The following is a 24,444-nucleotide window of genomic DNA, read 5'->3' on the forward strand; positions in this document are numbered from 1 at the left end:
ACCAAGTATACTCTTTTGTCATAATAAGTTTATATATAAAAATCTCTTCTACAAGTTACCACTCTTAATTTCTGCTAAAATAAAGTTACACAAGTATATAAACTAACAACTAGAAGAAATATGGAAAAAGTAAACTTCACATCTCATGGAGATAATATATCAGCACAGCTATATAAACCTGAAAACTTTGATCAAAATAACAAATATCCTGCGATAGTTTTATGTCATGGTTTTGCCGGTTTCAAGGAAGTATTACTACCTGCATATGCTGAAGCTTTTGCAAAGGCTGGGTATGTTGTACTTAACTTTGACTATAGAGGCTTTGGCGAAAGCGAAGGTGAAAGAGGCCGACTAGTGCCAAAACTACAAATCGAAGATATTCACTCTGCAATTGACTATGTAGCTAGTCTAGACTTTGTTGATTCTAATAAGATTGGACTTTGGGGCACTTCTTATGGTGGTGCTAACGCTATCACAGCAGCTGCACAAAATGATCTTGTAAAATGTCTATCAGTTCAGCTAACTTTTGCTAATGGTGAGAGAGTAATCACAGGCGACATGTCAGATGAAGAAAAAGAGAAATTCCTTTGCATGATTGAAAAAATGTTAGCGAAAAAAGAAAAAACTGGCAAAGAAATGATGGTGCCATTACATAAGGTACTAACAGATGAGCAATCAAAAGGCTTCTATGAAAGATATAGTAAAGAATATGATGCTTTTGATATTAAAATTCCATTTCTTACAGTTAATGAAACTATGTCGCATAAGCCTGAGAATTATATTAGCGATCTGAAAATCCCTGTACTAATAGTCGCTTCTGATACTGACTCTGTAAACCCAGTCGAAGAGTCACATATATTGTATGAAAAAGCTAATGAGCCAAAAGAGCTAATGGTTCTAGAAGGAATTAGTCACTATGAATGTTATGAAGGTGAGCCTCTACAGAAGATATTAGCTAAGCAAATTGCTTGGTTTGATAAGTATATAAAGTAATCTGTTATGTCATTCTACGACTCGATCGTAGAACCTATTCTTTAAACTTCAATTTAAATTCTCAATGGATCCTATGGTCAAACCATAAGATGACTAAAAACTACCCCGTCTTGCGCGCAAGCCACCCCTTCAATATTTGAAGGGGAATATGCATATTAGCGATTAGTAGTTCTAAGCATTTTGTATCATTTTTACTAATAGAAAAGCAACCCTTTTTATTAATTAGCATCCTGATATGCTTTTAATATTTGCTTATATTCTTTTTCGCCTACCTTACTTTCTAACTCTTTTTTATTAGTTTTAATTTTAATAATCACTCTTTTTACTAAAGCTTCGCTATAGCTAATATTAAGAACTCCATATTTTTCAACATTACTGCTATTTTGAATATTCTTATTTAATGGTACTAGATATGTATATGCTTTCTTAGGCTCAGATACATAATTATATTTACTATCTGAAAATACAGTTGTGATATTACTATTTAACATCATTTGGTATATTCTATTAGACTCTCTGCTTAATAAATAAGCTTTAATTAGAATGATTGAGAATAAGAAAATAGTCGTTACTATACCTAAATAATATATTTTTGGAAGTATTATTAAACTACTTTTTCTTTCTAAAGTAAAAATTCTGACAAATATCTCTAATGAGATGAAAATCAAAAGATATAAAAATAGAACAAATGCGTATATGTGATCACTATAAATATTTACTTGAAAAAAAGCCACAAGCCCAAATTTATACATATCAAAAAGATTCAAACTAATAAACTCTGATACATTGTATAAGCTCTGATAAAGAAAACTGTAGATAAATCCAATGTATAAAATAAGAATATTTATCCCAGCAAAAATTTTTATTTCTAAATTATTATGTTCAGCGATAAGTTCTTTAAAAAGAGAAACAAAGTAGAAAAATAGCCTACATACAAATGAGGGTTTTAATAAAAAAAGAAATTTTTTCCTTTTTTTATGCAAACTCCTTTTTATACAAATTTTATCTACCTTATCATCTTTACTACCTTCCAACTCATTCCTATATTCTCTTATAACTATCCATCTTATAAAACGTTTCACATTTGAGATGTAATACAACAGAAACGCTAACAAAAAGGACCCTATCAACAATAATATTAAGAAAATAAATATTGAGATCAATAGCATCTAATAAAACCTTTTATTTACTTTTATTAAGTTTAAAACTCATGATTAAACTCTAAGCATTGCCCTCTTTGATCGCTTACTACTTTACCTTTGTGATACTTAACTACACCATTGATAATAGTTGTTTGAACTTTTGATTTAAAAGTACGACCAGCAAACGGAGTCCAACCACATTTATAATGAGAGCACTCATCAGTACGAGTATGTGGATCGTTTAGATTTACAAGTACTAAGTCAGCAGCATAACCTTCGCGGATGAAGCCACGATCTTTTACCTTATATACTATAGCTGGAGCATGAGCAGTTTTTTGGACAACTTGCTCTAGAGTCAAGAAACCATTGTGATAATGCTCTAGCACAGATATAAGAGCCTCTTCAACTAGAGGTAGACCTGCTGGAGCTTTGAAGTAAGTGCCTTGTTTTTCTTCCCAAGTATGTGGAGCATGATCTGTAGCAATTACATCAATAGTGTCATTTGCAACACATTCTAGCAACTTCAAGCGATCTGATTCTTCTTTGATAGCTGGGTTACACTTAATCAAAGCACCTTTCTCTGCATAATCCTTGCGTGAGAAGAATAAATGATGAGCACACACCTCAGCTGTAATTCGCTTCTCTTCTAATGGAATAGAATTATCAAAATGTACCATCTCTTCTGCCGTAGTCAGATGAAGTACATGTAACCTTGAGTTGTACTTCTTAGCAAGACCTACTGCAAGCTCTGATGATTTAAAACAAGCTTCACGCGAGCGAATCTCTGGATGCAGGTCAAATGGTACATCTTCGCCATATTTCTCACGAGCCTTGTTCTCAAGCTCTGTAATCATAGGAGTATCTTCGCAATGAGTTACGATAAGAAGTGGACTATCTCTAAAGAAACCTTCTAAAGTCTCAGGATTGTTCACTAGCATATTACCAGTCGATGCTCCCATAAAGATTTTGATAGCACAAGCATCATTTGGTTTCAGGCGCTTTAGCTCTTCAACATTATCATTTGTCGCTCCCAGATAAAAAGCATAGTTAGCATGAGATCTAGCAGCAGCGCGTTCTTTTTTCTCAGCTAAACGCTCTACAACTGTAGTCGCTGGGTTTACATTTGGCATCTCCATATATGAGGTAATACCACCCATTACAGCGGCTTTTGATTCTGTTTCGATTTCGCCCTTGTGCATAAGACCTGGTTCTCTGAAATGCACCTGATCATCAATCATACCTGGTAGTAGGTGTAGCCCTGTAGCATCTATGACCTTATCTGCTGGTTTGTCTATATTTGCAGCAACCTGTGCAATCTTGCCATTTTCAACCAAAACATCAGATTTAAATGTTTTACCTTCATTTACAACTGTAGCATTTTTGATAAGTAAACTTTGATTTTGCATTTTTTCCTCCTTTATAATCTATCGAAATTATAAAGAACCATTATATAAATCGCCATATTTAAAAGTAATATTTATCTAATCACTCATGTTAATATTTCTTAATAGATTAAATAAATTACCAATTAAAGATAATATGAGCAAAGTCGAGATAAACCATAACCAATATTGGTTAGATAGATGGCAAAACAATGATGTCGATTTCTGTCAAGAGTCGCCAAATGAATTTCTAGTTAAGCACTTTTCTAAATTAAATATAAATAGCTCTTCAGTATGTTTAGTGCCAATGTGTGGAAGTAGTATAGATATGCTGTACTTTTTATCTAACGGCGTTAAGGTAGTCGGTGTGGAGCTTTCAGAAAAAGCTGTTTTATCATTTTTTAGCCAAAATAATATCAAATATGAGGTTGTAGATGGCAATAACTATAGGCTCTATAAAGGCGATGACATCGAGATATATGTAACAGATATTTTTAACTTACCTAAAATAGCCAAAAACCTACCCGCTTTTGATATTTGGTATGATAGAGGAGCTTATATTGCTTTGCCAGAAGATATAAGAGCTAGATATGCAAAGATGATGCTACAAGTATGCTCTAATAATACTCAAATACTACTACTCGTTATGGAGCATGACAAAAAATCTCAGACTCCTCCATATAGTGTTACTCAAGCTGAGCTGATAAAGAACTTCTCTCCAAATATTGAGTTTGAACTAATTGATAGTAAGCAAAGAGAAAATATTCCAGACTACCGAAAGGCTGAGGGAATGACTGAGCAATATTACACCACTTATCTAAGAAAATAATTAGAACTTATTTTTGAAATTTTTTATTAATACCCTGCATATATTTATTTAGAGCATCTAGTGTACAGCTGTCATCATCATCCATAATTGGTAATTTGACATACTTCCCATCATACCTAAGCTTAACCTTATAAGTATCGATATCTTTGAAAAGCTCAAATTGTATATTACTTGCATAGCCTGGTGCTTCAGCTAGAGGTACTCCTAATGTCCCCATTACTTCCAAAAGAGTCAAATCATGACCTGAGTAATAAGTCATTTTATATTTGGATTTACCTTCAGCAGCATTATTTAAATCTTCGATTATTCTATTAGTAAGTTCGCCACCCATAATATAGGCAACTTTTTGTGATTTGAATTGTTGTGCTAAGCCCCAATCTGTAAGAGCTATTATCTGATCAGCATCTTCTTGAGATAGCCCTTTTGGTAGAGGCTTACCATGTGCCTTAGCAACTATCAAAACATCGCCTACAGTGATCACATCATTTAACCCTGATATTTTATTACCTAATATTTGCTGCCATTTTGCAAAGTTAGGCTCTGCTTCTTTAGTCTTATCTTGCCATATTTTAGAGTTATAGATATATTCTCTCAACACAGCCAAATACTGCTCATAAGGAAACTGTATGAGCTTAGAATCTGCTGACAGAGTCATAATAGGAATTGGTTGGAAGCCTCCATTGATGGCGCGCTGTCCATTAGCCAAAACAGGTCCCGTACCTGCTGGATATAGCCCCATTAATAAACTCTGTGCACTCTCTACAGTACGATTAGTATGACTAGATAGTACAAAAATACTCTGATTCTTATATTTACATGAAAGTAACTTAAAGTTTTTGATATATCTTTGTCTTAATTTACTTCCTAGTATAAATTCTTGATGCATACCTATAGGAGTAAGCTCAGATAATTCTGTTCCCCAGTCATAGTCAGCATTTTTGATATTTGCAAATGGTGCTCTATCGCCATGGCGTGTAATCATAGATACAAAAACTAACTTACCTTCAGAATATCCTAGCGGTATCAGCAAAAATAGTAATGTAAATGTCGCAATAATTTTTTTCATAACTTGATTTAGCAATATTACTAAATAATTCACATATATTATCATTTTAAAAAATGAAAACTATAATTTTATAACCTTATATTACTACTATGCTCACTAATCTCTAACACATATCAATGAAACTTATATACAAAATAAAAATAACATATTTTTATTTATAAGCAATCTCTGCAATAATACTCACATCTCGATACAGAACATAATAAAAAAGGTAGTCAAAATGAAAAAAGCAATATTAGTAATCACAATTAGTTTAGCAACTCTAAATTTTGGATTTAGTTTATATCAAGTAGGTGGTACAAGTTCTAACTCTTTTCCACCTCCCGTTATGCAATTAGCATAATCAGCATACTATACACCAAAAACTTATCTCTACTTATATTTAATACCTTATCTAAAACCAATATCATCATAGATAAATCATGAAAGATTAAATATTAATTTTGTAGAAAAAAATGGATTTTTTTTTGAAGAGATAAAAGTTAATTGTAGTATAAAAATAGCTTTAAAACTAGACCAAAATCAACTTTAGTCAAAACTTAGGAAAACAGTCTTTACATATAGGTCTCGAATGCCTACAATACTTTCAATTTGCCTATTAACTTTGTAAAAAGTAATGACAGAAAAAACTTTCAAACTCTTTTTTTCTTCCAATTCAATTTATCACAAAAAGGTTGTTTTATTATGATATTAGCTAACGATATGACTAATGCTATATTGGTTTTCCCAGATGGTACATACTATCTTGGTAGATCAATAGGAGTTCGTGGTTGGACAGACGGCGAAATTTGTTTCAACACTTCAATGACTGGTTACCAAGAAACATTAACAGATCCTTCTTATGCTGGTCAAATTATCACATTTACATTTCCACATATTGGTAATGTCGGTATCAATAACGAAGATAATGAATCACTTGGTGTATTTGCCAAAGGTCTAATTGTTAGAGAAAACCTAACTAGCCCATCAAATTTCAGATCAAAAAAACATATAGATACATGGTTAAAAAACAGAAATATCGTTGGTATATGTGGTGTGGACACGCGTGCAATTGTGCGTAAGATTCGCAAAGAAGGTGCTGTAAGGGTTGCTATACTATCTGTGAAGCCTGGTGAGTTTCTAGATGCCAATTATGTAAGATCACGTATCAAAAACAAATCTAACCTAAGTGGTAGAGATTTAGCAATAAGTGTAACTACTAATAGAGAATATGAGTGGGATGAGCATACCTTTGAACTGGGACAACAATCATATCGCCACCAACAAGAATACAAATATAATGTTGTAGTCATCGACTATGGTGTTAAATATAACATCTTAAGAAATCTTGTAGATGCAGGGTTTAAAGTAACTGTAGTACCAGCTGATAGTACTTATGAAGATATTATGAAGCATAATCCTGATGGAGTATTCTTATCAAATGGTCCTGGAGATCCATTCGCTACTTCAGACTACACTATGCCAGTCATCAAAAAACTTCTAGAAATCAAAATGCCAATATTTGGTATCTGTCTAGGTAACCAGCTATTAGCGCTAGCAGCTGGCTTAAAAACTAAAAAAATGCACCAAGGTCATCGTGGTGTAAACCAACCTGTACTAGATGCTGATACTAAAAAAGTTCTCATTACAAGCCAAAACCATGGTTTTGTAGTATGTGATGATGTAGTTCCAGATAATATCGAGATTCATATGAGCTCACTTTTTGATGGTACTGTTGAAGGCTTGAGATTCAAAGATAGACCAGCTTTTGCAGTACAATATCACCCAGAGAGCTCGCCTGGCCCACATGACTGTAAGTATTTATTTAATGAATTTGCTGAGATGATAGCAGAAAGTAAGAAAGGGAACTAAGAAGATGCCAAAAAGAACAGATATAAAAAGTATTTTAGTATTAGGTGCTGGTCCAATTGTTATCGGTCAAGCATGTGAGTTTGACTACTCAGGAACTCAAGCATGTAAGGTTTTGAAAGAAGATGGCTACACAGTCTATCTTGTAAACTCAAACCCAGCAACTATCATGACAGACCCTACAACAGCAGATAAGATCTTCATTGAGCCAATTACAGTTGAGAGTGTTGGCAAAATTATTGCTAGAGAAAAACCAGATGCAATCTTACCTACAGTAGGTGGTCAAACTGCTCTTAACTGTGCGTTAGAGCTAGATGCTGCTGGTATACTAGAGAAGTATAGCGTTGAAATGCTAGGAGCAAAAGCTGACTCTATCGACAAAGCAGAGAATAGAGAGCGTTTTAACAAAGCTATGGCAAAAATTGGTCTTGATGTGCCAAGAAATGTCGTAGTGCAATCTATGGAGGAAGCTCACAAAGCACTAGAAGATATTGGTTTGCCAGCTATTGTTAGACCATCATTTACACTTGGTGGAAGTGGTGGTGGTATCGCTTATACAAAAGAAGAGTTTGAATCAATTGTCAAAAATGGTCTAAGCCTATCACCAACAAATGAAGTGTTAATTGATGAGTCTATCCTAGGCTGGAAAGAGTATGAAATGGAGGTTATCCGTGATAAGGCTGATAACTCTATTATTATATGCTCAATTGAGAATATCGATCCTATGGGTATCCATACAGGCGATAGTATCACAGTAGCTCCAGCACTAACTCTTACAGACAAAGAATATCAAATCATGCGTGATGCTTCGATTGCTGTACTTAGAGAGATAGGCGTAGAGACTGGTGGATCAAATGTACAATTTGCAGTAAACCCAGAGACTGGAAAGCTTGTAGTGATCGAGATGAATCCAAGAGTATCTCGCTCATCAGCACTAGCATCAAAAGCTACTGGCTACCCTATTGCAAAAGTTGCTGCTAGACTAGCTGTTGGCTATACTCTTGATGAGATTGATAATGACATAACAAAAGTTACTCCAGCATCATTTGAACCAACTATTGATTATATAGTTACTAAAATTCCTAGATTTACATTTGAGAAATTCCCTACTACACCGTCAAACTTATCTTCACAAATGAAATCAGTTGGCGAAGCTATGGCGATTGGTAGATCTTTTACAGAAAGTTTACAAAAAGCTCTAGTATCACTTGAAACAGATTTAAAGGGTCTTGATCAAGTTGAAATACCAGGTGTTAGTGAGTCAAACTCAACAGAAGAAAATAAAGTAGCTATTCTAAAATCATTAGAAGAGCTATCTCCTATGAGAATTCTAAGAGTAGCTCAAGCGCTCAGATTTGGTATATCTGAAGAAGATATTCATAATGCTTGTAAAATAGATCCTTGGTTTATTGAGCAGATTGCTATCATAATAGATGCTGAAGAAAAGCTTAAAAAAACAGGTTTGCCAAATAGCAAAGAAGAGTTCTCTATTTATAAGAATCTAGGATTTTCTGATGCGAAAATTGCTGAGCTTGTTGGTAGAACTGAAAGATATATTAGAAACTTCCGTTTCGGTAAAGAGATCTACCCTACTTTTAAGAGAGTAGATACTTGTGCTGCTGAATTTGAGTCTAAATCATCTTATCTATACTCGACTTATGAGCACTATAGCTATGAAGAAATCGTACGTGACTGTGAATCAGAAATATCTGATAAGAAAAAAGTTATAATTTTAGGTGGTGGGCCTAACCGAATTGGTCAAGGTATTGAGTTTGATTATGCTTGTGTTCACGCTGCTAAATCTCTCAAAGAGGAAGGTATCGAAACTATCATGATTAACTGTAACCCTGAGACAGTTTCTACGGATTACGACACTTCTGATAAATTATACTTTGAACCTCTTTGCGCTGAGAATGTTCTTGATATTATCAAAAACGAAATGCGTAAAGGTGAAGTACTAGGAGTAATTGTACAGTTTGGTGGTCAGACACCTTTGAAACTTGTATCTGCCCTGCATGAGAATAATATTCCTATACTAGGTACAGATCCTGATAAGATTGATCTAGCAGAAGATAGAGAAAGATTCAAAGAACTATTAGATAAGGTAGGGTTAAAACAACCATTAAATACTATTGCATATACCATTAATGAACTTAAGAAAAAGATTGTTAATGTCGGCTACCCTGTTGTTGTAAGGCCATCTAATGTGCTAGGTGGCAGAGCTATGGAAATAGTTCACTCAAAAGAAGAATTAGATACATATATTGAAACAAATGCTAAATGTATTCTGGAAGGTCCTATTCTAATTGATAAATTCCTAGAAGATGCGATAGAACTAGACGTTGATGCTCTAGCTGATGGTGGTGATCGTGTATTTGTCGCAGGTATTATGGAACATATCGAGGAAGCAGGTATTCACTCTGGTGACTCGGCTTGCTCTATACCAACTCGTTCGCTATCTGATGAGCAAATCGAAGAGGTTAAACAAGCAACTATCAGACTAGCTAGAGAGTTAAATGTTATTGGTCTAATGAATATCCAATTTGCATATCAAAAGGATCAATTATATGTAATCGAGGTAAACCCAAGAGCTTCAAGAACTGTACCATTTGTAGCAAAAGCTACTGGTAATAGTATCGCAAATATTGCTACTAAACTTATGCTTGGTAAAAAGCTATCTGAGTTTATCTTAAATAACCCTATACCTAGACATTTCTCTGTCAAAGAAGCGGTATTCCCATTTGGAAGATTTGCTGATGTAGACTGCTATTTAGGCCCTGAGATGAAATCTACAGGTGAAGCAATGGGTATGGATAGATCTTTTGGCGTAGCTTTTTATAAGGCTCAAGAGATGTCTTTTAATAAACTACCTCTAAAAGGAAATATTTTAATATCTGTAAGTAATGCTGATAAGCCTAAGATAATAGAGCCTGTTAAAGAGCTGATAGAACTAGGTTTTAATATATTTGCTACTAAGGGTACAGAGAGCTTCTTAAAAGAACATGGTATTGCTTGTAAGCTATTTGATAAAGCTTCGGACAATATTGGTAACAATCAGGTTCATAGTACAGTTAATGCTATCGAAGCCGGCGAAGTTGATCTACTTGTTAATACATCAATTAGACAAGAGTTAAATATCAGCTTAGCTCTTAGAAGAGCTGCTATTATGAGTAGAGTACCATATGTGACGACGGCAGGTGCTTTTGAGGCTTTTGTTATTGCAGCTAAAGATATGCGCAAAATCAATAATGATTTTGATGTTAAAACTGTTAAAGAGTGGATTAATAGTTAAAGTGTGTCTTCCTATGGCTTAAAACCATAGGATCCATTACTTTTTTAAAAAAATACCCTATTCCCCTCTTGAGAGGGGTGCCGATAGGCTGGGTGTGGTGTCTTCGACTACCGCCCCTTCGTTCCAAAGGGGAACAATCTTCTGGAGTATAAAAATGCTATCATTTCAAAAGCTTCTACGAGGCGATCAAATTACTAGAGATGACTTATATAAACTATTTCATCAAGCTGATATTTATAAAAATAAACTAGCTAATTCAGAACCCATCAAAGATTTAGAAGGCAAAATACTAGCATCTCTTTTCTTTGAACCAAGTACTAGAACAAGATTCTCTTTTGAATCTGCTATGAATAGACTTGGTGGTAAGGTTATATCACTAGAAAACGGTGCTTCTAGCTCTACTCAAAAAGGCGAAACCCTTGATGACACAGGTAGAATGATGGATCAATATGCTGACATAATAGTTATGCGTCATCCTAAGCCACATAGTGTTGAAGAGTTCTCAAAATATGTTTACTCACCTGTGATAAATGCTGGTGACGGTGAGAATGAACACCCTACTCAATCATTGGTTGATTTATATACTATCTATTCTGAGAAAGGCTCTCTTGATAACCTAAAAGTTGGTTTCTTAGGAGATCTAAAATATGGTCGTACAGTTCATTCATTAACTAATATCTTAGCTAAATATAATGCTACATTTAAATTTATATCTTCAAAAGAACTGCAAATCCCTGAGAAACTTAGAGATTTTGTTGAGAAAAATGGTAATTCTTTTAGTGAACTAGAAGAAGTAAGTGCTGAAGCTCTGAAAGATTTAGATGTACTATATGTAACTCGTGTTCAAAGAGAGAGATTTCCAAATGAAGAGAGTTATTTAGAGAATAAAGATTTATGCTACTTAGATAGAAAACATATTTCCGCTACTAGTAACTTCATAATCCTTCATCCTCTTCCTAGAGTTGATGAGATGGATAGATCTATAGATGAGCTTGAGTGTGCAAAATATTTTGATCAAATCAAATATAGTGTTCCTATTAGAATGTCTCTGCTATCATTACTTCTAAAATCACAAAACTAAATTTAATTAGATATTTATAGCTTTGTTTTTTTGACAATCTCTTCTTTTTACATTAAATTTTATTAACTAATTTTGAACCTGGCTTATCGATTGCTGATTATTAGCTTTCTGTAAGTATTTTTATTTTTAACTAGATATATATTTACTATGAAAAGAAATGAAGACTTTATGTGGTCTCTTAGCCTGTTTGGTACGGCTATTGGGGCTGGCATACTTTTTTTACCAATTCAAACTGGAATTTCAGGAATTATACCAATACTTGTAGTATTAGTTTTTATTTTTCCAATGGTGTTTTTGTCTCATCGTGCATTGTGTAGGTTTGTAATATCTAACCCAAATACTGACTCTGATATTACTGCCGTAGCAGATGACTACTTTGGTAAATTCGGTGGTATTATTTTTAATATTCTGTATTTATTTGCAATATTACCGATACTGTTGGTTTATAGTGTTGGTATTACAAATACTCTAGCTAGTTTTTTCAAATATCAGCTTCACTATGACATACATAATAGATTTCTTTTGAGCTTCTTTACCATACTTTCATTAGTATTTATCATCAATTTTGGTCAGAAACTAATTATTCGCGTGATGAGCTTTTTGGTTTTCCCATTCATCATAGCATTATTAGTGCTTTCACTATGGATGATTCCATACTGGGACATAAATATACTACATAATAGCTTTGAATATAATCATACTTTTTCTGGTGTTTTATTAGCTATTTGGATAATTATGCCAATACTTATATTTTCATTTAACCACTCACCAATTATTTCATCTTTAGCTGTTTATACGAAAAGTAAATATAAGCAAAATGCAGATGAAAAAGCATCGAGAATTATTGCTTTTAGTAATATATTAATGATTGTTACAGTAGTCATATTTGTATTTAGCTCAATGCTAACTCTGTCTCCAGATGATTTAATGGCTGCCAAAGAAGAGAATGTTTCTATATTATCTTATCTAGCAAGTCATTTTGATAATTATTCTTTGGACTATATAGCTCCTCTGGTTGCTCTAGTTGCTATGAGTAAATCTTTTTTTGGACATTACTTAGGGTCAAAAGAAGGTATAGATGGTATAGTTTGCAAAATTTCAAAAAACTCAATTAGTCAAAAAGCTATAAAACCCATTACCTTATCAGTGGTATTTTTATCATGTTGGTTAGTTGCTTACTTAAATCCAAATATATTAGATATGATATCTAGTATTGGTGGTCTTGTTTTGGCTGTAATACTATTTATTATGCCTATCTATAGTATCTATAAAATCAAATATTTAAAGCAATATAAAAATCTACTAGCTGATGGTTTCATACTTTTTGTTGGTATTGTTGCACTATCGTCAGCTATCTATGTTTTATTTTAGAGTCATGCTTAACATTTGACATTTATCATAATAAAGTATAAATTGTATCCACCCAAATGGGGGCGAATATGGTTTCGACATGAATGTCAAAATCTAAGGTGCATGTCGAGGAAGTACCGTAACCTCGTTAATAACAGTACAAATGCCAATAATAACTGGCAACAAAAAAGCAAACCGCGTAGCGGCTAACGACAGCAACTTTGCTGCTGTTGCTAAAGCTGCCTAGTCTAGCTTAATAACCTAGAGACGCACGGATATGATAGTCTTTCTTATGACACTATCTTTACATCCGTTCATATTCCGCATAAGACGGTCTTTGCTTTTTGTCTGGGAGTTAAGGCTGTATTTAACAGACTCGCTAACTATTACCCCGGCTAGTTGGGGAATAGCTAAGCTAAACTCAAATAGATTAGCCTAAGCATGTAGATCCAAAGATGGAGAGTTTGTGGACGCGGGTTCAAGTCCCGCCGCCTCCACCATTTGCATTCAAAAATTTTTTGAATAATAACTTTTAAATAGTTATCATTTAGCTATAGATATTTAGGTATAGATATATCATGAAAAAAACACTAATCACTACTCTTATAATTGTGTTCTTAAGTAGCTGTACCTTAATGAATCGCGGAGATGTAACTTCTAGCACAACACCTCTTGTTCAAAGACAATACAAATCATTACTTACAAATAAAACCCAAGGCAATAAAGACTTCTTTAACTTTTCTGAATATAATATTTATTAATTTTGGTCTTTATAAGCATTAAAAAGCTGTTGTGATTGCTTGGATACTTGTTGCTTATTTTCATTATTATTTTGGTTAGTATTTTGATTTGCGTTTTGGATATTTTGTTGCATAAGCTCTAAGTTTTTTGCGTATATCGAATTAAATAATAATACAACTGCAAGACCGAGTAAAAACTTTTTCATAACTCTTCCTTTCTAATAAAACTATAATTAACAACTCTAACTAAGAAGCTATAAACATGCAACTGATATTTTTTACAATAAAAAGTTTATGCTTTGTGAAAATATTTTATAGAATAATCATCAATTATTAATTTAAGATATTTATAAAAATGATTAAAAAATATTCTTTACTATTTGCCATAGGACTTATTTGGGGCTCACAATTTATCTTTCAAAAAGAAGCTATCGAACATTTTCCACCAATTTTGATTGCTTTTGCTAGATCATTTATTGGTTGTTTGATTCTTTGTATTGTTTGTTATTTTTTAGGTTTAAAATCTAAATCATTCAAAAAAGATTTTGCTATTTACTCCTTAATAGCTTTTCTTGAAGCTACAATGCCTTTTATGCTAATACCATGGGGACAAAAATTTACTAGTCCATCCATTACTGCTATTCTGACTGGAACAGTGCCTTTTTTTGTTGTTTTACTTGGACCATTAGTAGTTAATTCTAGAATAACTTTTGCTAATATTTTAAGTATTTCAGTCGGATTTATTGGTTTATTAGTATTATTTTATCCAAATTTAGTAGCTGACAATCATTCAATAAATATATATGGGATATTAGCAATACTATTAGCAACTACATCCTTTGCGCTAGCTTTATTGCTTTTAAGTAAATCTTGTTTCCACGATAATCCCATTATTGTTTCAAGAAATATTCTTATTGCTTCAACTTTACAGTTATCTATTTTACTGATTATATTTAAGCCAAGTTATGCTAGTATTCATTCTTCTACTTTTGCACTGTCTTCTTTAGTATATCTAGGTATATTTTGTGCTGGTATTGTATATTTTCTTTATGCTTCTTTAATAAAGGTTGCAGGTCCAGTTTTTACCTCTTTTACTAACTACTTAGTACCTTTGTTTGGAGTTATCTTTGGTATATTAATCAACCATGATCCTTCTAACATAACTGTTTGGATATCTTTAATTATCATCCTATCTGCTGTTAGCCTTAACTATATAACTAAACACTAATCATTATTTATGATTTATTATTTTCTATGCCAGATCACTACTTCTTTGATAAAATATAAATGTCATTAAAAATCTTAGGAGAATACAAATGAAATGTCCATTTAAAGAAAATGATTCTTGCTGTAAGCAGTTTTGGTTTTGTGCGTTAGCTGTCTTTTTAACGGTATTGGGAGTTGCTGTCGCATTGAAAATTATAACGCTGATTTTATGTATATTTCCTGGTTCTGTGCACGAAAATACATGGCTTGTAGTTATATCTATCGTTTTAGTACTATTTGCCGCTAAATACCATAAAAAAGGCCACTGTGGCTGTGGTCCTAAATGTGACTGTCCTTGTAACAAAAATCAAGCTAGTAAATGTTGTGATTCAAATAAGGAAAACTCTGCTGAATAAATCTTCGGACATCTATTTTTCATAACTAATTACTATATTTATGTCTTATAATATCTATATATTAAAATTCTTTTTTCTAAAATTTCTCAATGCAATATTTAGAATAAAACTGTAAATTAACATTACACGAGAGTCTAGAAGAATATAATAAAAATTATTCTTTTCTAAACTCAAACAATGGACATGATGAAGCTAACAAATGGTTTAGAAATCATGATATCACCCATATTTTATTTGGAACTGTTCCCTTTGAAATTAGAGGTGAAGCTATAAATGATACTTGGACTTTATTAGGTAGTAATGTCACACTCAAGGGTTACAAAAAATTTTTTAATTTTGTTGATTATAAAACTGTTATAGATAGTTATCTCAAAAAATATAAATATAAACTTATTGTCTATTTGGTAATGCTTAGGTATATTCCTATATGTTTATTAACTGTTTTTAGAGCTTCTAAAATGTCAAAAAAATGGGATTGGTATAATTATGATGAATATCTAAATATACCTCTTTCAGAAATTAGAAAAGAGTTTAATATAAAAATTATAAAGCCTTAATTTGTAACATTCGTATAACTTTTTTGATTTATCAATAAAACATATAAAGCAGCAGATATAACTACAAATACTAGCGTAAATAAGTTATAAGAAGATATATTTTCATATATATACCCAAATACTAATTCAGATACTAAGTATGCAAAAATAACCCATGATGAAGCAAATGCTTTTAAGATTTTAGAAAAATCTCCTTTGCTATCTATATATGCATATATTATAAAAAATACTATATGTAGAACTAGAGCAACCGCTAAATTAAGCACTCCTGCAATCATCAATAAATATGTCAAAAACATATATACTAAAAAAGCTATAGTTCTAGAAAAAGGTAGATAACTCAAAGGTAAAGGATCAGCTTTGTTAGCTTTGAGTTTTGCGTATGCAATAGGTAGAGCTATACATGATACTAGTATAAAAGTCGTTGTTAAAGAAGCTATCATCTGCCAGTTTCTAAAGAAAAATATTAAAATAATCGAGCAGATAAATGAAAAAATTAACGAAGTACGCGAAACATTTACACCCTCAGTTACTCTAGCAAAATAACCAGGCATTTGTTTTGCTTTTGACATTTCATTTAACATACGAGTACTAGCACCTAGATAGATAATGCCTGTTCCTGATGGGCTAAGCAGAGCATCTGCATAAAGTACCAAAGCTAAAGCATTTAAACCTAATATTCCTGTTAATTGAGCTAAAGGAGATTCAAAATTTAAGCCACCCCAACCATTCTCTAGCATTTTTTCAGGTACGCCACCAATAAATGATATTTGTAATAATAAATATATGAATAATACTATCAATACACTACTAACTAATGCTATTGGAATATTTTTTCTAGGATTATCTAGCTCTGCTGAGAAACTAGCTGCCATCTGAAATCCAAAAAATGAATAAAATATACCACAAGTAACAATAGCATTAAAAATACCACTAACTCCATCTGGCATAAATTTAACATTTTCACCACCAAAATTACTTGAATGAAATGCTGCTATCATTATTATCACCGATGTAGCTATGGGTATGATTATCTTTAGAGATGTCAGTGAGTTATTGATTTTTGATAGAGATTTGATACCCCAATAATTTATCAATGTATACAATAGCATAAATACTGCAACTACCAAAACACCTACAAAAGTAAGTTCACCATTGCTAAATACATAAGGAGTAATAGGCTCATATATAGAAGAAATATATTGTGTTGTAGCCATAGCTTCTGACGGTACAATTATAAGCCCTAGCATCCAGTTTGATAATCCTGTTACAAAGCCAAAATGCTGATTATGCGATATGGTTACTAATCGCGTAAATAATCCATTTGTAGGATATTTAACAGCTAGTTCTGATAATAAGAAAGCCATTAAAAGAACTACAAAAGCTCCGATAATCCATGAGAAAATTGATGCTGCTCCAGCTGCTTGTGATGCATAATAAGAAGCATATAGCCATCCACTACCAAGCATAGTACCAACGCTTAATGCTATAGCAGTAAATAAGCTAGGTTTTTTTGTATTTTTCATAATTTTATTTCACCTATTTTTTAAGATTTGTATCCAAAAACAAATATATTATTCTTAATAAATAGATTTTAATCAATAAAATTATTCAGTGATGATACGATACTAAAAAATTAAGAAGGTTAGTAAAATCTAGATTTTCATTGGCATTATGATGAACAAGCTATTATCTTTTTCATCCTTAACCAAAGCACTCATATTTGGATTATCAAGATAAATAGTCATAGTTTCTTCACTTAGAACATTTATAATATCTAGAAGATACTTATAGTTAAAGCATATTTCCATATCATTATCATTATATTGAACTTCTACTTTATCTTCTGCTTTTTCATTATCAGGGTTATTTGCAGATAAAAGCACTTGTCCTTGAGATATATTCAAACGTACACCTTTGTATTTATCATTAGCTAAGATAGATGTTCTTAACAATGAATTTTTCAAAACTTGCTTATCTACAGCAAGAAGCTTAGTGTTATTTTTAGGAATTACTTTTTGATAATCTGGATAACGACCATCTATAAGTTTTGATATAAATGCATAATTACCAAATTCTGCTTTAAGATAGTTCTTACCTAAACATATTTTGATATTTTCTTCTGTTTTGCCAACTATCTTTTTAAGCTCTAAAATAGCCTTTTTAGGAATTATCGATTGAGAGTCACTATCTAAAACTTTACTATCTATTATAGACTCTGTAATAGACATTCTGTGTCCATCTGTAGACACTGCTCTTAATAGATTTGAGTTAATTTCCCAAAACATCCCATTTAAGAAATATCTAGTGTCATCATTAGCCATAGAAAAATCTACTTTTGAGATAATATGATGAAAGTCTTGTTGAGAAAGATCAAAGCTTGCTTGCTCATTAATATTACTGTCAATTAAAGGATAATTATCAGCATTTAGTGATATAAGGTTAAATGTACTATTATTAGAAATAATTGTAACTTTATTATCATCTATTCTAAAGTCGATCATAGAGTTATCATTTAAACTTCTAACAATATTGTATATTTTGTCAGCATTTAACGCTAATTTTATGTTTGTATTACAACTAACAGCTATATTACATGATATTTCTGTATCAAGATCTGAAGCAGTAATTTTAAGATTATTGTTATCTATATCAAACAATATGCATGATAATAAAGGCATTGTACTTTTACTATTAGCCACTGATAACATTGACTGTAAAGGCTTTAGTAAGTCATCTCTATTTAGTACAAAATTCATTTTTAAAAACCCCTTTGATAATAGTTCCTATTTTTATTTAACGAGAAATCTTGTCTAAAAGCAACTCATAATCATCAGATATTGAAGTATTGCTTTGTCTTAATTTAGTTATAGCTTTGACAGCGTGCATAACAGTAGTGTGATCTCTACCTCCAAAAGCATTACCAATTTCTGGTAAACTATGAGATGTTAGTTCACGTGCTAAACTCATTGCTATTTGTCTTGGTCTAGCTATATTTCTACTTCTTTGATTAGAAGTTAAGTCTTTTACCCTTATTCTATAAAAATCAGCCACCACTTTTTGGATATTATCTATTTTTACTTTCTTTTCTTGTATTTTTATAACATCTCTTAAGCAAGCTTGTGCCACTTCTATAGTAGGATCTTTATGATTAAATTTAGAAGTCGTAAGCACTCTATTTAAAGCACCTTCTAACTCTCTAACATTCGTACGTACATTCTCAGCAATAAATGCTGCTGTTTCATTAGGTAGTTTTTGACCTAAATCATGTGCTTTTTTAAGCAAAATAGCTATTCTAGTTTCTAAATCTGGCATATCTACAGAAACTGTTAGACCATATCCAAAACGTGAAACTAATCTTTCTTCTAAACCTTCTATTTCATTTGGATACTTATCACTAGTCAAAATAATCTGTTTGCCACTCTCATATAATGCATTAAAAGTATGGAAAAACTCTTGTGCTGTACCTTCCTTACCTGCTATGAACTGAATATCATCTATAAGAAGAATATCTGCAGATCTATATACTCGCTGAAATTCATCTTGATCTTGTAATCTAATTGAATTTACATAATCTTTAATAAATTGTTCAGAGTTTGTATATATGATTCGTGCGTTTGGATTAACCTCTCTAGCATGATTACCAATAGCCTGCATCAAGTGAGTTTTACCAAGTCCACTACCGCCATATATAAATAATGGGTTATGCAATTTACCAGGATTAATAGATACTTGCATAGCTGCTGCTCTAGCTATTTTGTTTGCATCACCAACGACAAAACTATCAAAAACATATTTTTCTTTTAATGGTAAACCAAAAGAATATTCTTGATCATCTTTATCTGTGATAAGCATAGCTTCATCAAAACCAAATAGTTCTTGAGAGGCAGATTTTTTAGAAGATAATTTCTTTTGATTCTTCTTAAGCTCTTGGTTTGAACTAACTTCTTCAGAATCATCTTTTATTTCAACACTTTTTTGATTGAAAAAATTAGCTTGAGGGCCTACTGAAGTAACTCCAGAAGAATTTTCACCAGAAAATTTTTTATTAGAATATTCTATAAGCAAATCACTACTATGGAACTCTTCTATTGTTGATAAAATAAGTGCTCCATACTTAGATTTTATATGTTTTTTAAAATATTCATTATTACAATAAATTGTGAATAAGTTACTATTTTGCTCTACATGAATAGGTTTAATCCACGTTTTGTATTCAAACGTAGAAAGGTTTTTTTTTATTTTTTTTAAACACTTATTCCATGTAGTCATAACAAAAAAATGTCCCAATAACCTTTAATTTATAAAGGATAACCAATAGTAGGCATAATAGATTAATTGAATGTGTTAGATTTTATTGCAATAAAAAAAAATAAGCAAACATAATTACTCAGACCTGTGGATAATTATGTTAATTAATTTGTTTATTTTTTGTCAAAACAGTTGTTAAATAACTTATTCACAAATATGTTAATAATTTTGTTGATAAATTTGATGATTAATTATCCACATTTTTATTCAGGCTCTTTCATCCACTTTTTTACATACTTATACATCTTTTGTAAAATACCCAAATCTATTGATACATTTATGTTTTAAAGAGTTATCAACAAGAAAATATCCACATAATAAATAATAATATAAAGAAAAAGAAATTAAGTTATATATAAATAAGTAAAAGAAAAATGATCAAAAATATAAAAAAAAATTTTTTCTTTATAATTGATGTTAATAAGATAAAAAACTTTTTCTAATGTCATTAAATACTGAAATATTTTTAAACATAAATAAATATGAACAAAGAATAGCTATAAAAGAAAATAATATTCTTAAAGAAATTTTAATTGAAAGAGATAACCAAAAAAGAATAGTAGGAAATATTTATAAGGGTAAAATAATAAGAGTACTTCCTGGTATGCAAGCAGCATTTGTAGATATAGGATTAGAAAAAGCAGGTTTCTTACATTTATCAGAAGTTATACCTCTAGAAAAAGATGATGAAGAATCTGATGAAAATTTTAAATTAAACAAACTAAATACTGAAGATATAAATAAATGGTTACGAGAAGGCCAAGAAGTATTAGTTCAAGTTGTAAAAGAAAGTATAGGTAATAAAGGTGTAAAACTAACTTCACATTTATCTGTATCATCAAGATTTTTAGTTTTCTTGCCTGATTTAGATCATATAGGCATATCTCTTAAGATAAATAAAGAAGAAGAAAAACAAAGATTATTAGATTCTATTAAAAAAATAACTCAAAGTGAAAATCCTAGAGGTTACATATTAAGAACTGCTGCAGAAGGTGCTAGTTATGAAGAGCTAGAAAATGACATCAAGTTTTTAAATAACCTATGGCAAGATATTTTGGATATTTCAAGTACTATAATTAAACCAGGTGTTGTTTATGAGGATTTTAGTTTAATAATTAAAACAATTAATATTTTTGCTAATGACAATCCTGATAAAATTCATGTTGATAATATAGATTCATACAAAGAAATTTGTCAATTTGCTGATAAATACATTCCTGGATTAAGAGATAAAATAGAGCTTTATCAAAAACATAATATTTTTGAAGAATATGATATTGATACAGAAATAAATAAAGCTTTAGATAAAACAGTATATCTCAAATCAGGAGGATATCTGGTTATCGAACAGACTGAAGCAATGATAACTATCGATATAAATACAGGTGGTTTTATAGGAACAAAAAATCTAGAAGAAACTATATTTAAGACAAATTTAGAAGCTACAAAAGAAATAGCTAGACAGCTAAGGCTAAGAAATTTAGGTGGTATCATAATTATAGATTTCATTGATATGATGGATGAGTCACATAAAAATCAAGTTTTAGAGGCTCTGAAGAAAGAATTAGAGCTTGATAAGGCCAAGACTAGTGTCAGTGATATTTCAGAGCTAGGATTGGTCGAGATGACGCGTAAAAGGGTACATGAGAGTTTATTAAGGACACTATGCCAGCCATGTGATCACTGTAGAGGTAAAGGAAGCGTCAAAACATTACAGACAATTTGTTATGATATATTCAGAGAAATTAAATCAGAATCAAAAAATTATCCAAATTATAATAATTTCTTACTTATGTCTTCAAAAAAGATTATTGACTATATAGAAAAAGAAGAATCTATATGGTTAGCAGAACTGGAACTTGAAATCGATAAAAACATTCATCTAAAAGCTGAAAGTAGTCATATATACAATCAATACGATATAATTCCATTAAATTAAAAAAAAATACAAAACATTATTGACAGCTTAATAAAAAGAGCTATAATACTTACTCATAGTCGCCGACTTAGCTCAATAGGTAGAGCAACTGACTTGTAATCAGTAGGTCGCCAGTTCGATTCCGGCAGTCGGCACCATAAATACGGAGTGGTAGTTCAGTTTGGTTAGAATACCTGCCTGTCACGCAGGGGGTCGCGGGTTCGAGTCCCGTCCATTCCGCCATATTCTCATTAAGGTCTAGTTCTTAAAACTCAGTTTTCCCCTTTTTACTTCTGATATCTTGATCTAGACCTTAATTTTTTATATTTTCTTAAAAACTCAATAAATTTTAACTATTAAATATCTAAAAAAATATTTCGATAAAATCTATATTACTTTTTATTTGTATATAAATATAAGTTGTTATGTTTAATGTAATGATGTACCATTACACAATTACATTAAAGATATTTTTTTATGAATTCAAATAAAGGATGGCAACAATTAGTAAATATCTTATCTGAAACTTCAGATTCCAAAGATATTGATATTATTTGTGATTTTTTATTAACTAAAGAAGAAAAAGAGCAATTAAATAAAAGAGTTCTTTTGACAAAAGAGTTATTAAAAAAAGAAAAATCACAAAGAGAAATATCTAAGGAAGTAGGTATAAGTATTTGTACAGTTACAAGATGTTCTAACGCTCTAAAAGATTGTTCTAAAAGAGTAAAAGAAATATTCTCTGATAATATAAAAGGTGATTAAATGTCAATTAAAAAGCCAGAAAAATTTTTAGCATCACATATCTATAATTTAGATTATCAAGAAGATTTAAATAGATGTTTTGCTAATTTATGTACTAACAAAAAAAATACTATATTGTTAGAATCAGCAGAAATAGATACAAAAGATAAACTCAAAAGTATTTTGGTACTAAATAGTGCCTTACGTATAGCTTGTATTGAAAACAAAGTTTTTATGAAACCATTGTCCAAAAATGGTGAATATGCACTAAAAGAGATACAAAAAAACATCAAAGATGATATTGAATATAAATATGATAACAAACAATTAATATTAACTTTTAAATCAATAAAAGATTATCAATTTAATGAACATCAAAAATTAAAAAAACAGTCAGTTTTTGATGCTCTAAGAATTATAAAAGATAGTTTTGAAATAGATAATGAATTTAGTATTTTTTTGGCTGGTTTATTTGCTTATGATGTTGTTGGTAGTTTTGAAGAAATAGGTCAAGTAAAACGTAAGAATAAATGTCCAGACTATGTATTTTATTTAGCTGATACAATACTTGTAAGTGATCATCAAGAAAAAAATACATTTATACAAGTTAATAGCTTTGGACATCAAACAATATCAGAACTAGAGGATAGCGTTGCTGTAATTAAGCAAAATATAAATAATGATATAGAGTTAAAAGTTGAAAAATTTAGCAATTTAGAACCTAAAGAATCAATAAGTGATAGAGATTTTTGTGGTGTAGTAGATAAACTAAAATCACATATTATAAATGGTGATATATTCCAAGTTGTACCTTCAAGAAGTTTCTTTTTGCCATGTCAAAATTCTTTGGAAGTTTATAAAGAGCTTAAACGTACAAATCCTAGCCCGTATATGTTTTATATGCAAGATGAAGATTTTATTATTTTTGGAGCATCGCCAGAAAGTGCCTTAAAATATCAAAAATCTACGAATCAAGTAGAAATATATCCTATAGCAGGCACACGTAGAAGAGCAAAAAATCCAGATGGTAGTATTAATGCAGATTTAGATAGTAGGATTGAGCTAGAGCTTAGATTAGATGCTAAAGAAAATGCAGAGCATATGATGTTGGTAGATTTAGCACGTAATGATGTTGCAAGGATATCTAAAACTGGTACTCGCTATGTTGCTGATCTTTTAAAGGTTGATAGATATAGTCATGTTATGCATTTGGTCTCTAGAGTAGTAGGTCAACTTGCTGATGATTTGGATGCTTTGCATGCTTATCAGGCTTCTATGAATATGGGTACATTAACAGGTGCACCAAAGATAAAAGCAATGCAGTTAATATCAGAAGTCGAAAAACAGACTAGAGGTGGATATGGCGGAGCTATTGGTTATTTTAATGGGTATGGTGATTTAGATAGTTGCATAGTTATACGTTCTGCATATGTTGAAGATGAAGTGGCAGAGGTTCAAGCAGGTGCGGGTGTAGTGTTAGATTCTATACCTATAGCAGAAGCTGATGAAACTAGAACAAAAGCACAAGCTGTAATATCAGCTATTAAAAATGTACATGGAGTGTAGTTA

At 31.3% G+C, this 24,444-nt stretch carries 20 protein-coding genes, 2 tRNA genes and 1 other RNA gene; 16 read left to right on the top strand and 7 right to left on the bottom strand.

Annotated features, from left to right (window positions below; all coding sequences use genetic code 11):
* Positions 1-120: 120 nt before the first annotated feature.
* Entirely contained in the window at positions 121-993 is an 873-nt protein-coding gene (gene uilS, locus F0R75_RS08765; RefSeq protein ID WP_149368993.1) for a UilS family quorum-quenching N-acyl-homoserine lactonase, read from the top strand.
* Between the two features lie 218 nt (positions 994-1,211).
* Here the strand turns inward: uilS and F0R75_RS08770 are convergent, their stop codons facing one another.
* Entirely contained in the window at positions 1,212-2,075 is an 864-nt protein-coding gene (locus F0R75_RS08770) for a hypothetical protein (protein WP_149377286.1), read from the bottom strand.
* Between the two features lie 119 nt (positions 2,076-2,194).
* A complete protein-coding gene (locus F0R75_RS08775; RefSeq protein WP_149368991.1) occupies positions 2,195-3,541 on the bottom strand; it encodes a dihydroorotase in 1,347 nt (448 codons plus the stop codon).
* Between the two features lie 133 nt (positions 3,542-3,674).
* Between F0R75_RS08775 and F0R75_RS08780 the strand changes: the two genes are divergently transcribed.
* A complete protein-coding gene (locus F0R75_RS08780; protein WP_149368990.1) occupies positions 3,675-4,346 on the top strand; it encodes a thiopurine S-methyltransferase in 672 nt (223 codons plus the stop codon).
* A 7-nt stretch (positions 4,347-4,353) separates the two neighbouring features.
* Here F0R75_RS08780 and F0R75_RS08785 read toward each other — a convergent pair whose 3' ends face one another.
* The gene (locus tag F0R75_RS08785) at positions 4,354-5,412 is read right to left on the bottom strand and encodes a histidine phosphatase family protein (protein ID WP_187985984.1); all 1,059 of its coding nucleotides are present in this window, start codon (positions 5,410-5,412) and stop codon (positions 4,354-4,356) included.
* A 220-nt stretch (positions 5,413-5,632) separates the two neighbouring features.
* Between F0R75_RS08785 and F0R75_RS10305 the strand changes: the two genes are divergently transcribed.
* From F0R75_RS10305 to F0R75_RS08815, 7 genes are all read left to right on the top strand, one after another.
* A complete protein-coding gene (locus F0R75_RS10305) occupies positions 5,633-5,755 on the top strand; it encodes a hypothetical protein (protein ID WP_013921814.1) in 123 nt (40 codons plus the stop codon).
* A 341-nt stretch (positions 5,756-6,096) separates the two neighbouring features.
* A complete protein-coding gene (gene carA, locus F0R75_RS08790) occupies positions 6,097-7,263 on the top strand; it encodes a glutamine-hydrolyzing carbamoyl-phosphate synthase small subunit (protein ID WP_013921813.1) in 1,167 nt (388 codons plus the stop codon).
* Between the two features lie 4 nt (positions 7,264-7,267).
* Positions 7,268-10,552: a carbamoyl-phosphate synthase large subunit gene (gene carB / locus F0R75_RS08795; protein WP_149368988.1), complete on the top strand. Its 3,285-nt coding sequence runs from the start codon at positions 7,268-7,270 to the stop codon at positions 10,550-10,552.
* A gap of 154 nt (positions 10,553-10,706) precedes the next feature.
* Positions 10,707-11,633: an aspartate carbamoyltransferase gene (pyrB, locus tag F0R75_RS08800; protein WP_146421555.1), complete on the top strand. Its 927-nt coding sequence runs from the start codon at positions 10,707-10,709 to the stop codon at positions 11,631-11,633.
* A 147-nt stretch (positions 11,634-11,780) separates the two neighbouring features.
* Complete coding sequence (locus F0R75_RS08805) at positions 11,781-13,004, top strand: aromatic amino acid transport family protein (RefSeq protein ID WP_146421554.1); 1,224 nt, start codon at positions 11,781-11,783, stop codon at positions 13,002-13,004.
* A 58-nt stretch (positions 13,005-13,062) separates the two neighbouring features.
* Positions 13,063-13,483, top strand: a transfer-messenger RNA (tmRNA) gene (ssrA, locus tag F0R75_RS08810).
* 78 nt (positions 13,484-13,561) lie between these two features.
* Positions 13,562-13,744, top strand: coding sequence for a hypothetical protein (locus tag F0R75_RS08815; protein ID WP_146421553.1), 183 nt, complete (start codon positions 13,562-13,564; stop codon positions 13,742-13,744).
* Here the strand turns inward: F0R75_RS08815 and F0R75_RS08820 are convergent.
* Positions 13,741-13,929 carry a hypothetical protein gene (locus tag F0R75_RS08820; RefSeq protein WP_149368987.1) on the bottom strand — a complete coding sequence of 63 codons (189 nt, stop codon included), beginning with the start codon at positions 13,927-13,929 and terminating at the stop codon, positions 13,741-13,743. The genes F0R75_RS08815 and F0R75_RS08820 overlap by 4 nt on opposite strands.
* A 149-nt stretch (positions 13,930-14,078) precedes the next feature.
* On the opposite strand from F0R75_RS08820, the gene F0R75_RS08825 reads away from it, so the two are divergent.
* Both F0R75_RS08825 and F0R75_RS08830 read left to right on the top strand, forming a co-directional pair.
* Complete coding sequence (locus tag F0R75_RS08825; protein WP_149368986.1) at positions 14,079-14,951, top strand: DMT family transporter; 873 nt, start codon at positions 14,079-14,081, stop codon at positions 14,949-14,951.
* Between the two features lie 88 nt (positions 14,952-15,039).
* Complete coding sequence (locus F0R75_RS08830) at positions 15,040-15,345, top strand: hypothetical protein (protein WP_004286827.1); 306 nt, start codon at positions 15,040-15,042, stop codon at positions 15,343-15,345.
* Between the two features lie 553 nt (positions 15,346-15,898).
* Here F0R75_RS08830 and F0R75_RS08840 read toward each other — a convergent pair.
* From F0R75_RS08840 to dnaA, 3 genes are all read right to left on the bottom strand, one after another.
* Positions 15,899-17,428, bottom strand: coding sequence for an APC family permease (locus tag F0R75_RS08840; RefSeq protein ID WP_149368985.1), 1,530 nt, complete (start codon positions 17,426-17,428; stop codon positions 15,899-15,901).
* A 129-nt stretch (positions 17,429-17,557) separates the two neighbouring features.
* Positions 17,558-18,661, bottom strand: coding sequence for a DNA polymerase III subunit beta (gene dnaN, locus F0R75_RS08845; RefSeq protein WP_149368984.1), 1,104 nt, complete (start codon positions 18,659-18,661; stop codon positions 17,558-17,560).
* Between the two features lie 37 nt (positions 18,662-18,698).
* Positions 18,699-20,174, bottom strand: a complete 1,476-nt coding sequence (gene dnaA, locus F0R75_RS08850; protein WP_149377287.1) for a chromosomal replication initiator protein DnaA — start codon at positions 20,172-20,174, stop codon at positions 18,699-18,701.
* Positions 20,175-20,655: 481 nt separating this feature from the next.
* Here dnaA and F0R75_RS08855 point away from each other — a divergent pair, with 481 nt between their 5' ends.
* The 5 genes from F0R75_RS08855 to F0R75_RS08875 all read left to right on the top strand — a co-directional run bounded on the left by F0R75_RS08855 (position 20,656) and on the right by F0R75_RS08875 (position 24,441).
* Positions 20,656-22,152 (top strand): Rne/Rng family ribonuclease, encoded by a 1,497-nt coding sequence (locus tag F0R75_RS08855; protein WP_013923729.1) that lies wholly within the window; start codon positions 20,656-20,658, stop codon positions 22,150-22,152.
* 61 nt (positions 22,153-22,213) lie between these two features.
* Positions 22,214-22,289 (top strand) — tRNA-Thr (locus F0R75_RS08860).
* Between the two features lie 7 nt (positions 22,290-22,296).
* Positions 22,297-22,374: transfer RNA gene (locus F0R75_RS08865), tRNA-Asp, on the top strand.
* Positions 22,375-22,608: 234 nt separating this feature from the next.
* Positions 22,609-22,896, top strand: a complete 288-nt coding sequence (gene trpR, locus F0R75_RS08870) for a trp operon repressor (protein WP_146421547.1) — start codon at positions 22,609-22,611, stop codon at positions 22,894-22,896.
* Positions 22,897-24,441 carry an anthranilate synthase component 1 gene (locus tag F0R75_RS08875; RefSeq protein ID WP_146421546.1) on the top strand — a complete coding sequence of 515 codons (1,545 nt, stop codon included), beginning with the start codon at positions 22,897-22,899 and terminating at the stop codon, positions 24,439-24,441.
* Positions 24,442-24,444: the final 3 nt, after the last annotated feature.

The organism is Francisella marina, from assembly GCF_008369785.1.
GTDB lineage: Bacteria > Pseudomonadota > Gammaproteobacteria > Francisellales > Francisellaceae > Francisella > Francisella salimarina.

What these genes read in the sequence shown, in the direction of transcription:
- pyrB (WP_146421555.1), top strand. Translation starts at nt 10,707, where the DNA reads ATGCTATCATTTCAAAAGCTTCTACGAGGCGATCAAATTACTAGAGAT.
- trpR (WP_146421547.1), top strand. Translation starts at nt 22,609, where the DNA reads ATGAATTCAAATAAAGGATGGCAACAATTAGTAAATATCTTATCTGAA.
- uilS (WP_149368993.1), top strand. Translation starts at nt 121, where the DNA reads ATGGAAAAAGTAAACTTCACATCTCATGGAGATAATATATCAGCACAG.
- F0R75_RS08820 (WP_149368987.1), bottom strand. Translation starts at nt 13,929, where the DNA reads ATGAAAAAGTTTTTACTCGGTCTTGCAGTTGTATTATTATTTAATTCG.
- F0R75_RS08855 (WP_013923729.1), top strand. Translation starts at nt 20,656, where the DNA reads ATGTCATTAAATACTGAAATATTTTTAAACATAAATAAATATGAACAA.
- F0R75_RS08780 (WP_149368990.1), top strand. Translation starts at nt 3,675, where the DNA reads ATGAGCAAAGTCGAGATAAACCATAACCAATATTGGTTAGATAGATGG.
- F0R75_RS08830 (WP_004286827.1), top strand. Translation starts at nt 15,040, where the DNA reads ATGAAATGTCCATTTAAAGAAAATGATTCTTGCTGTAAGCAGTTTTGG.
- F0R75_RS08775 (WP_149368991.1), bottom strand. Translation starts at nt 3,541, where the DNA reads ATGCAAAATCAAAGTTTACTTATCAAAAATGCTACAGTTGTAAATGAA.
- dnaN (WP_149368984.1), bottom strand. Translation starts at nt 18,661, where the DNA reads ATGAATTTTGTACTAAATAGAGATGACTTACTAAAGCCTTTACAGTCA.
- dnaA (WP_149377287.1), bottom strand. Translation starts at nt 20,174, where the DNA reads ATGACTACATGGAATAAGTGTTTAAAAAAAATAAAAAAAAACCTTTCT.
- F0R75_RS08785 (WP_187985984.1), bottom strand. Translation starts at nt 5,412, where the DNA reads ATGAAAAAAATTATTGCGACATTTACATTACTATTTTTGCTGATACCG.
- carA (WP_013921813.1), top strand. Translation starts at nt 6,097, where the DNA reads ATGATATTAGCTAACGATATGACTAATGCTATATTGGTTTTCCCAGAT.
- carB (WP_149368988.1), top strand. Translation starts at nt 7,268, where the DNA reads ATGCCAAAAAGAACAGATATAAAAAGTATTTTAGTATTAGGTGCTGGT.
- F0R75_RS08825 (WP_149368986.1), top strand. Translation starts at nt 14,079, where the DNA reads ATGATTAAAAAATATTCTTTACTATTTGCCATAGGACTTATTTGGGGC.
- F0R75_RS08840 (WP_149368985.1), bottom strand. Translation starts at nt 17,428, where the DNA reads ATGAAAAATACAAAAAAACCTAGCTTATTTACTGCTATAGCATTAAGC.
- F0R75_RS08815 (WP_146421553.1), top strand. Translation starts at nt 13,562, where the DNA reads ATGAAAAAAACACTAATCACTACTCTTATAATTGTGTTCTTAAGTAGC.
- F0R75_RS08805 (WP_146421554.1), top strand. Translation starts at nt 11,781, where the DNA reads ATGAAAAGAAATGAAGACTTTATGTGGTCTCTTAGCCTGTTTGGTACG.
- F0R75_RS10305 (WP_013921814.1), top strand. Translation starts at nt 5,633, where the DNA reads ATGAAAAAAGCAATATTAGTAATCACAATTAGTTTAGCAACTCTAAAT.
- F0R75_RS08875 (WP_146421546.1), top strand. Translation starts at nt 22,897, where the DNA reads ATGTCAATTAAAAAGCCAGAAAAATTTTTAGCATCACATATCTATAAT.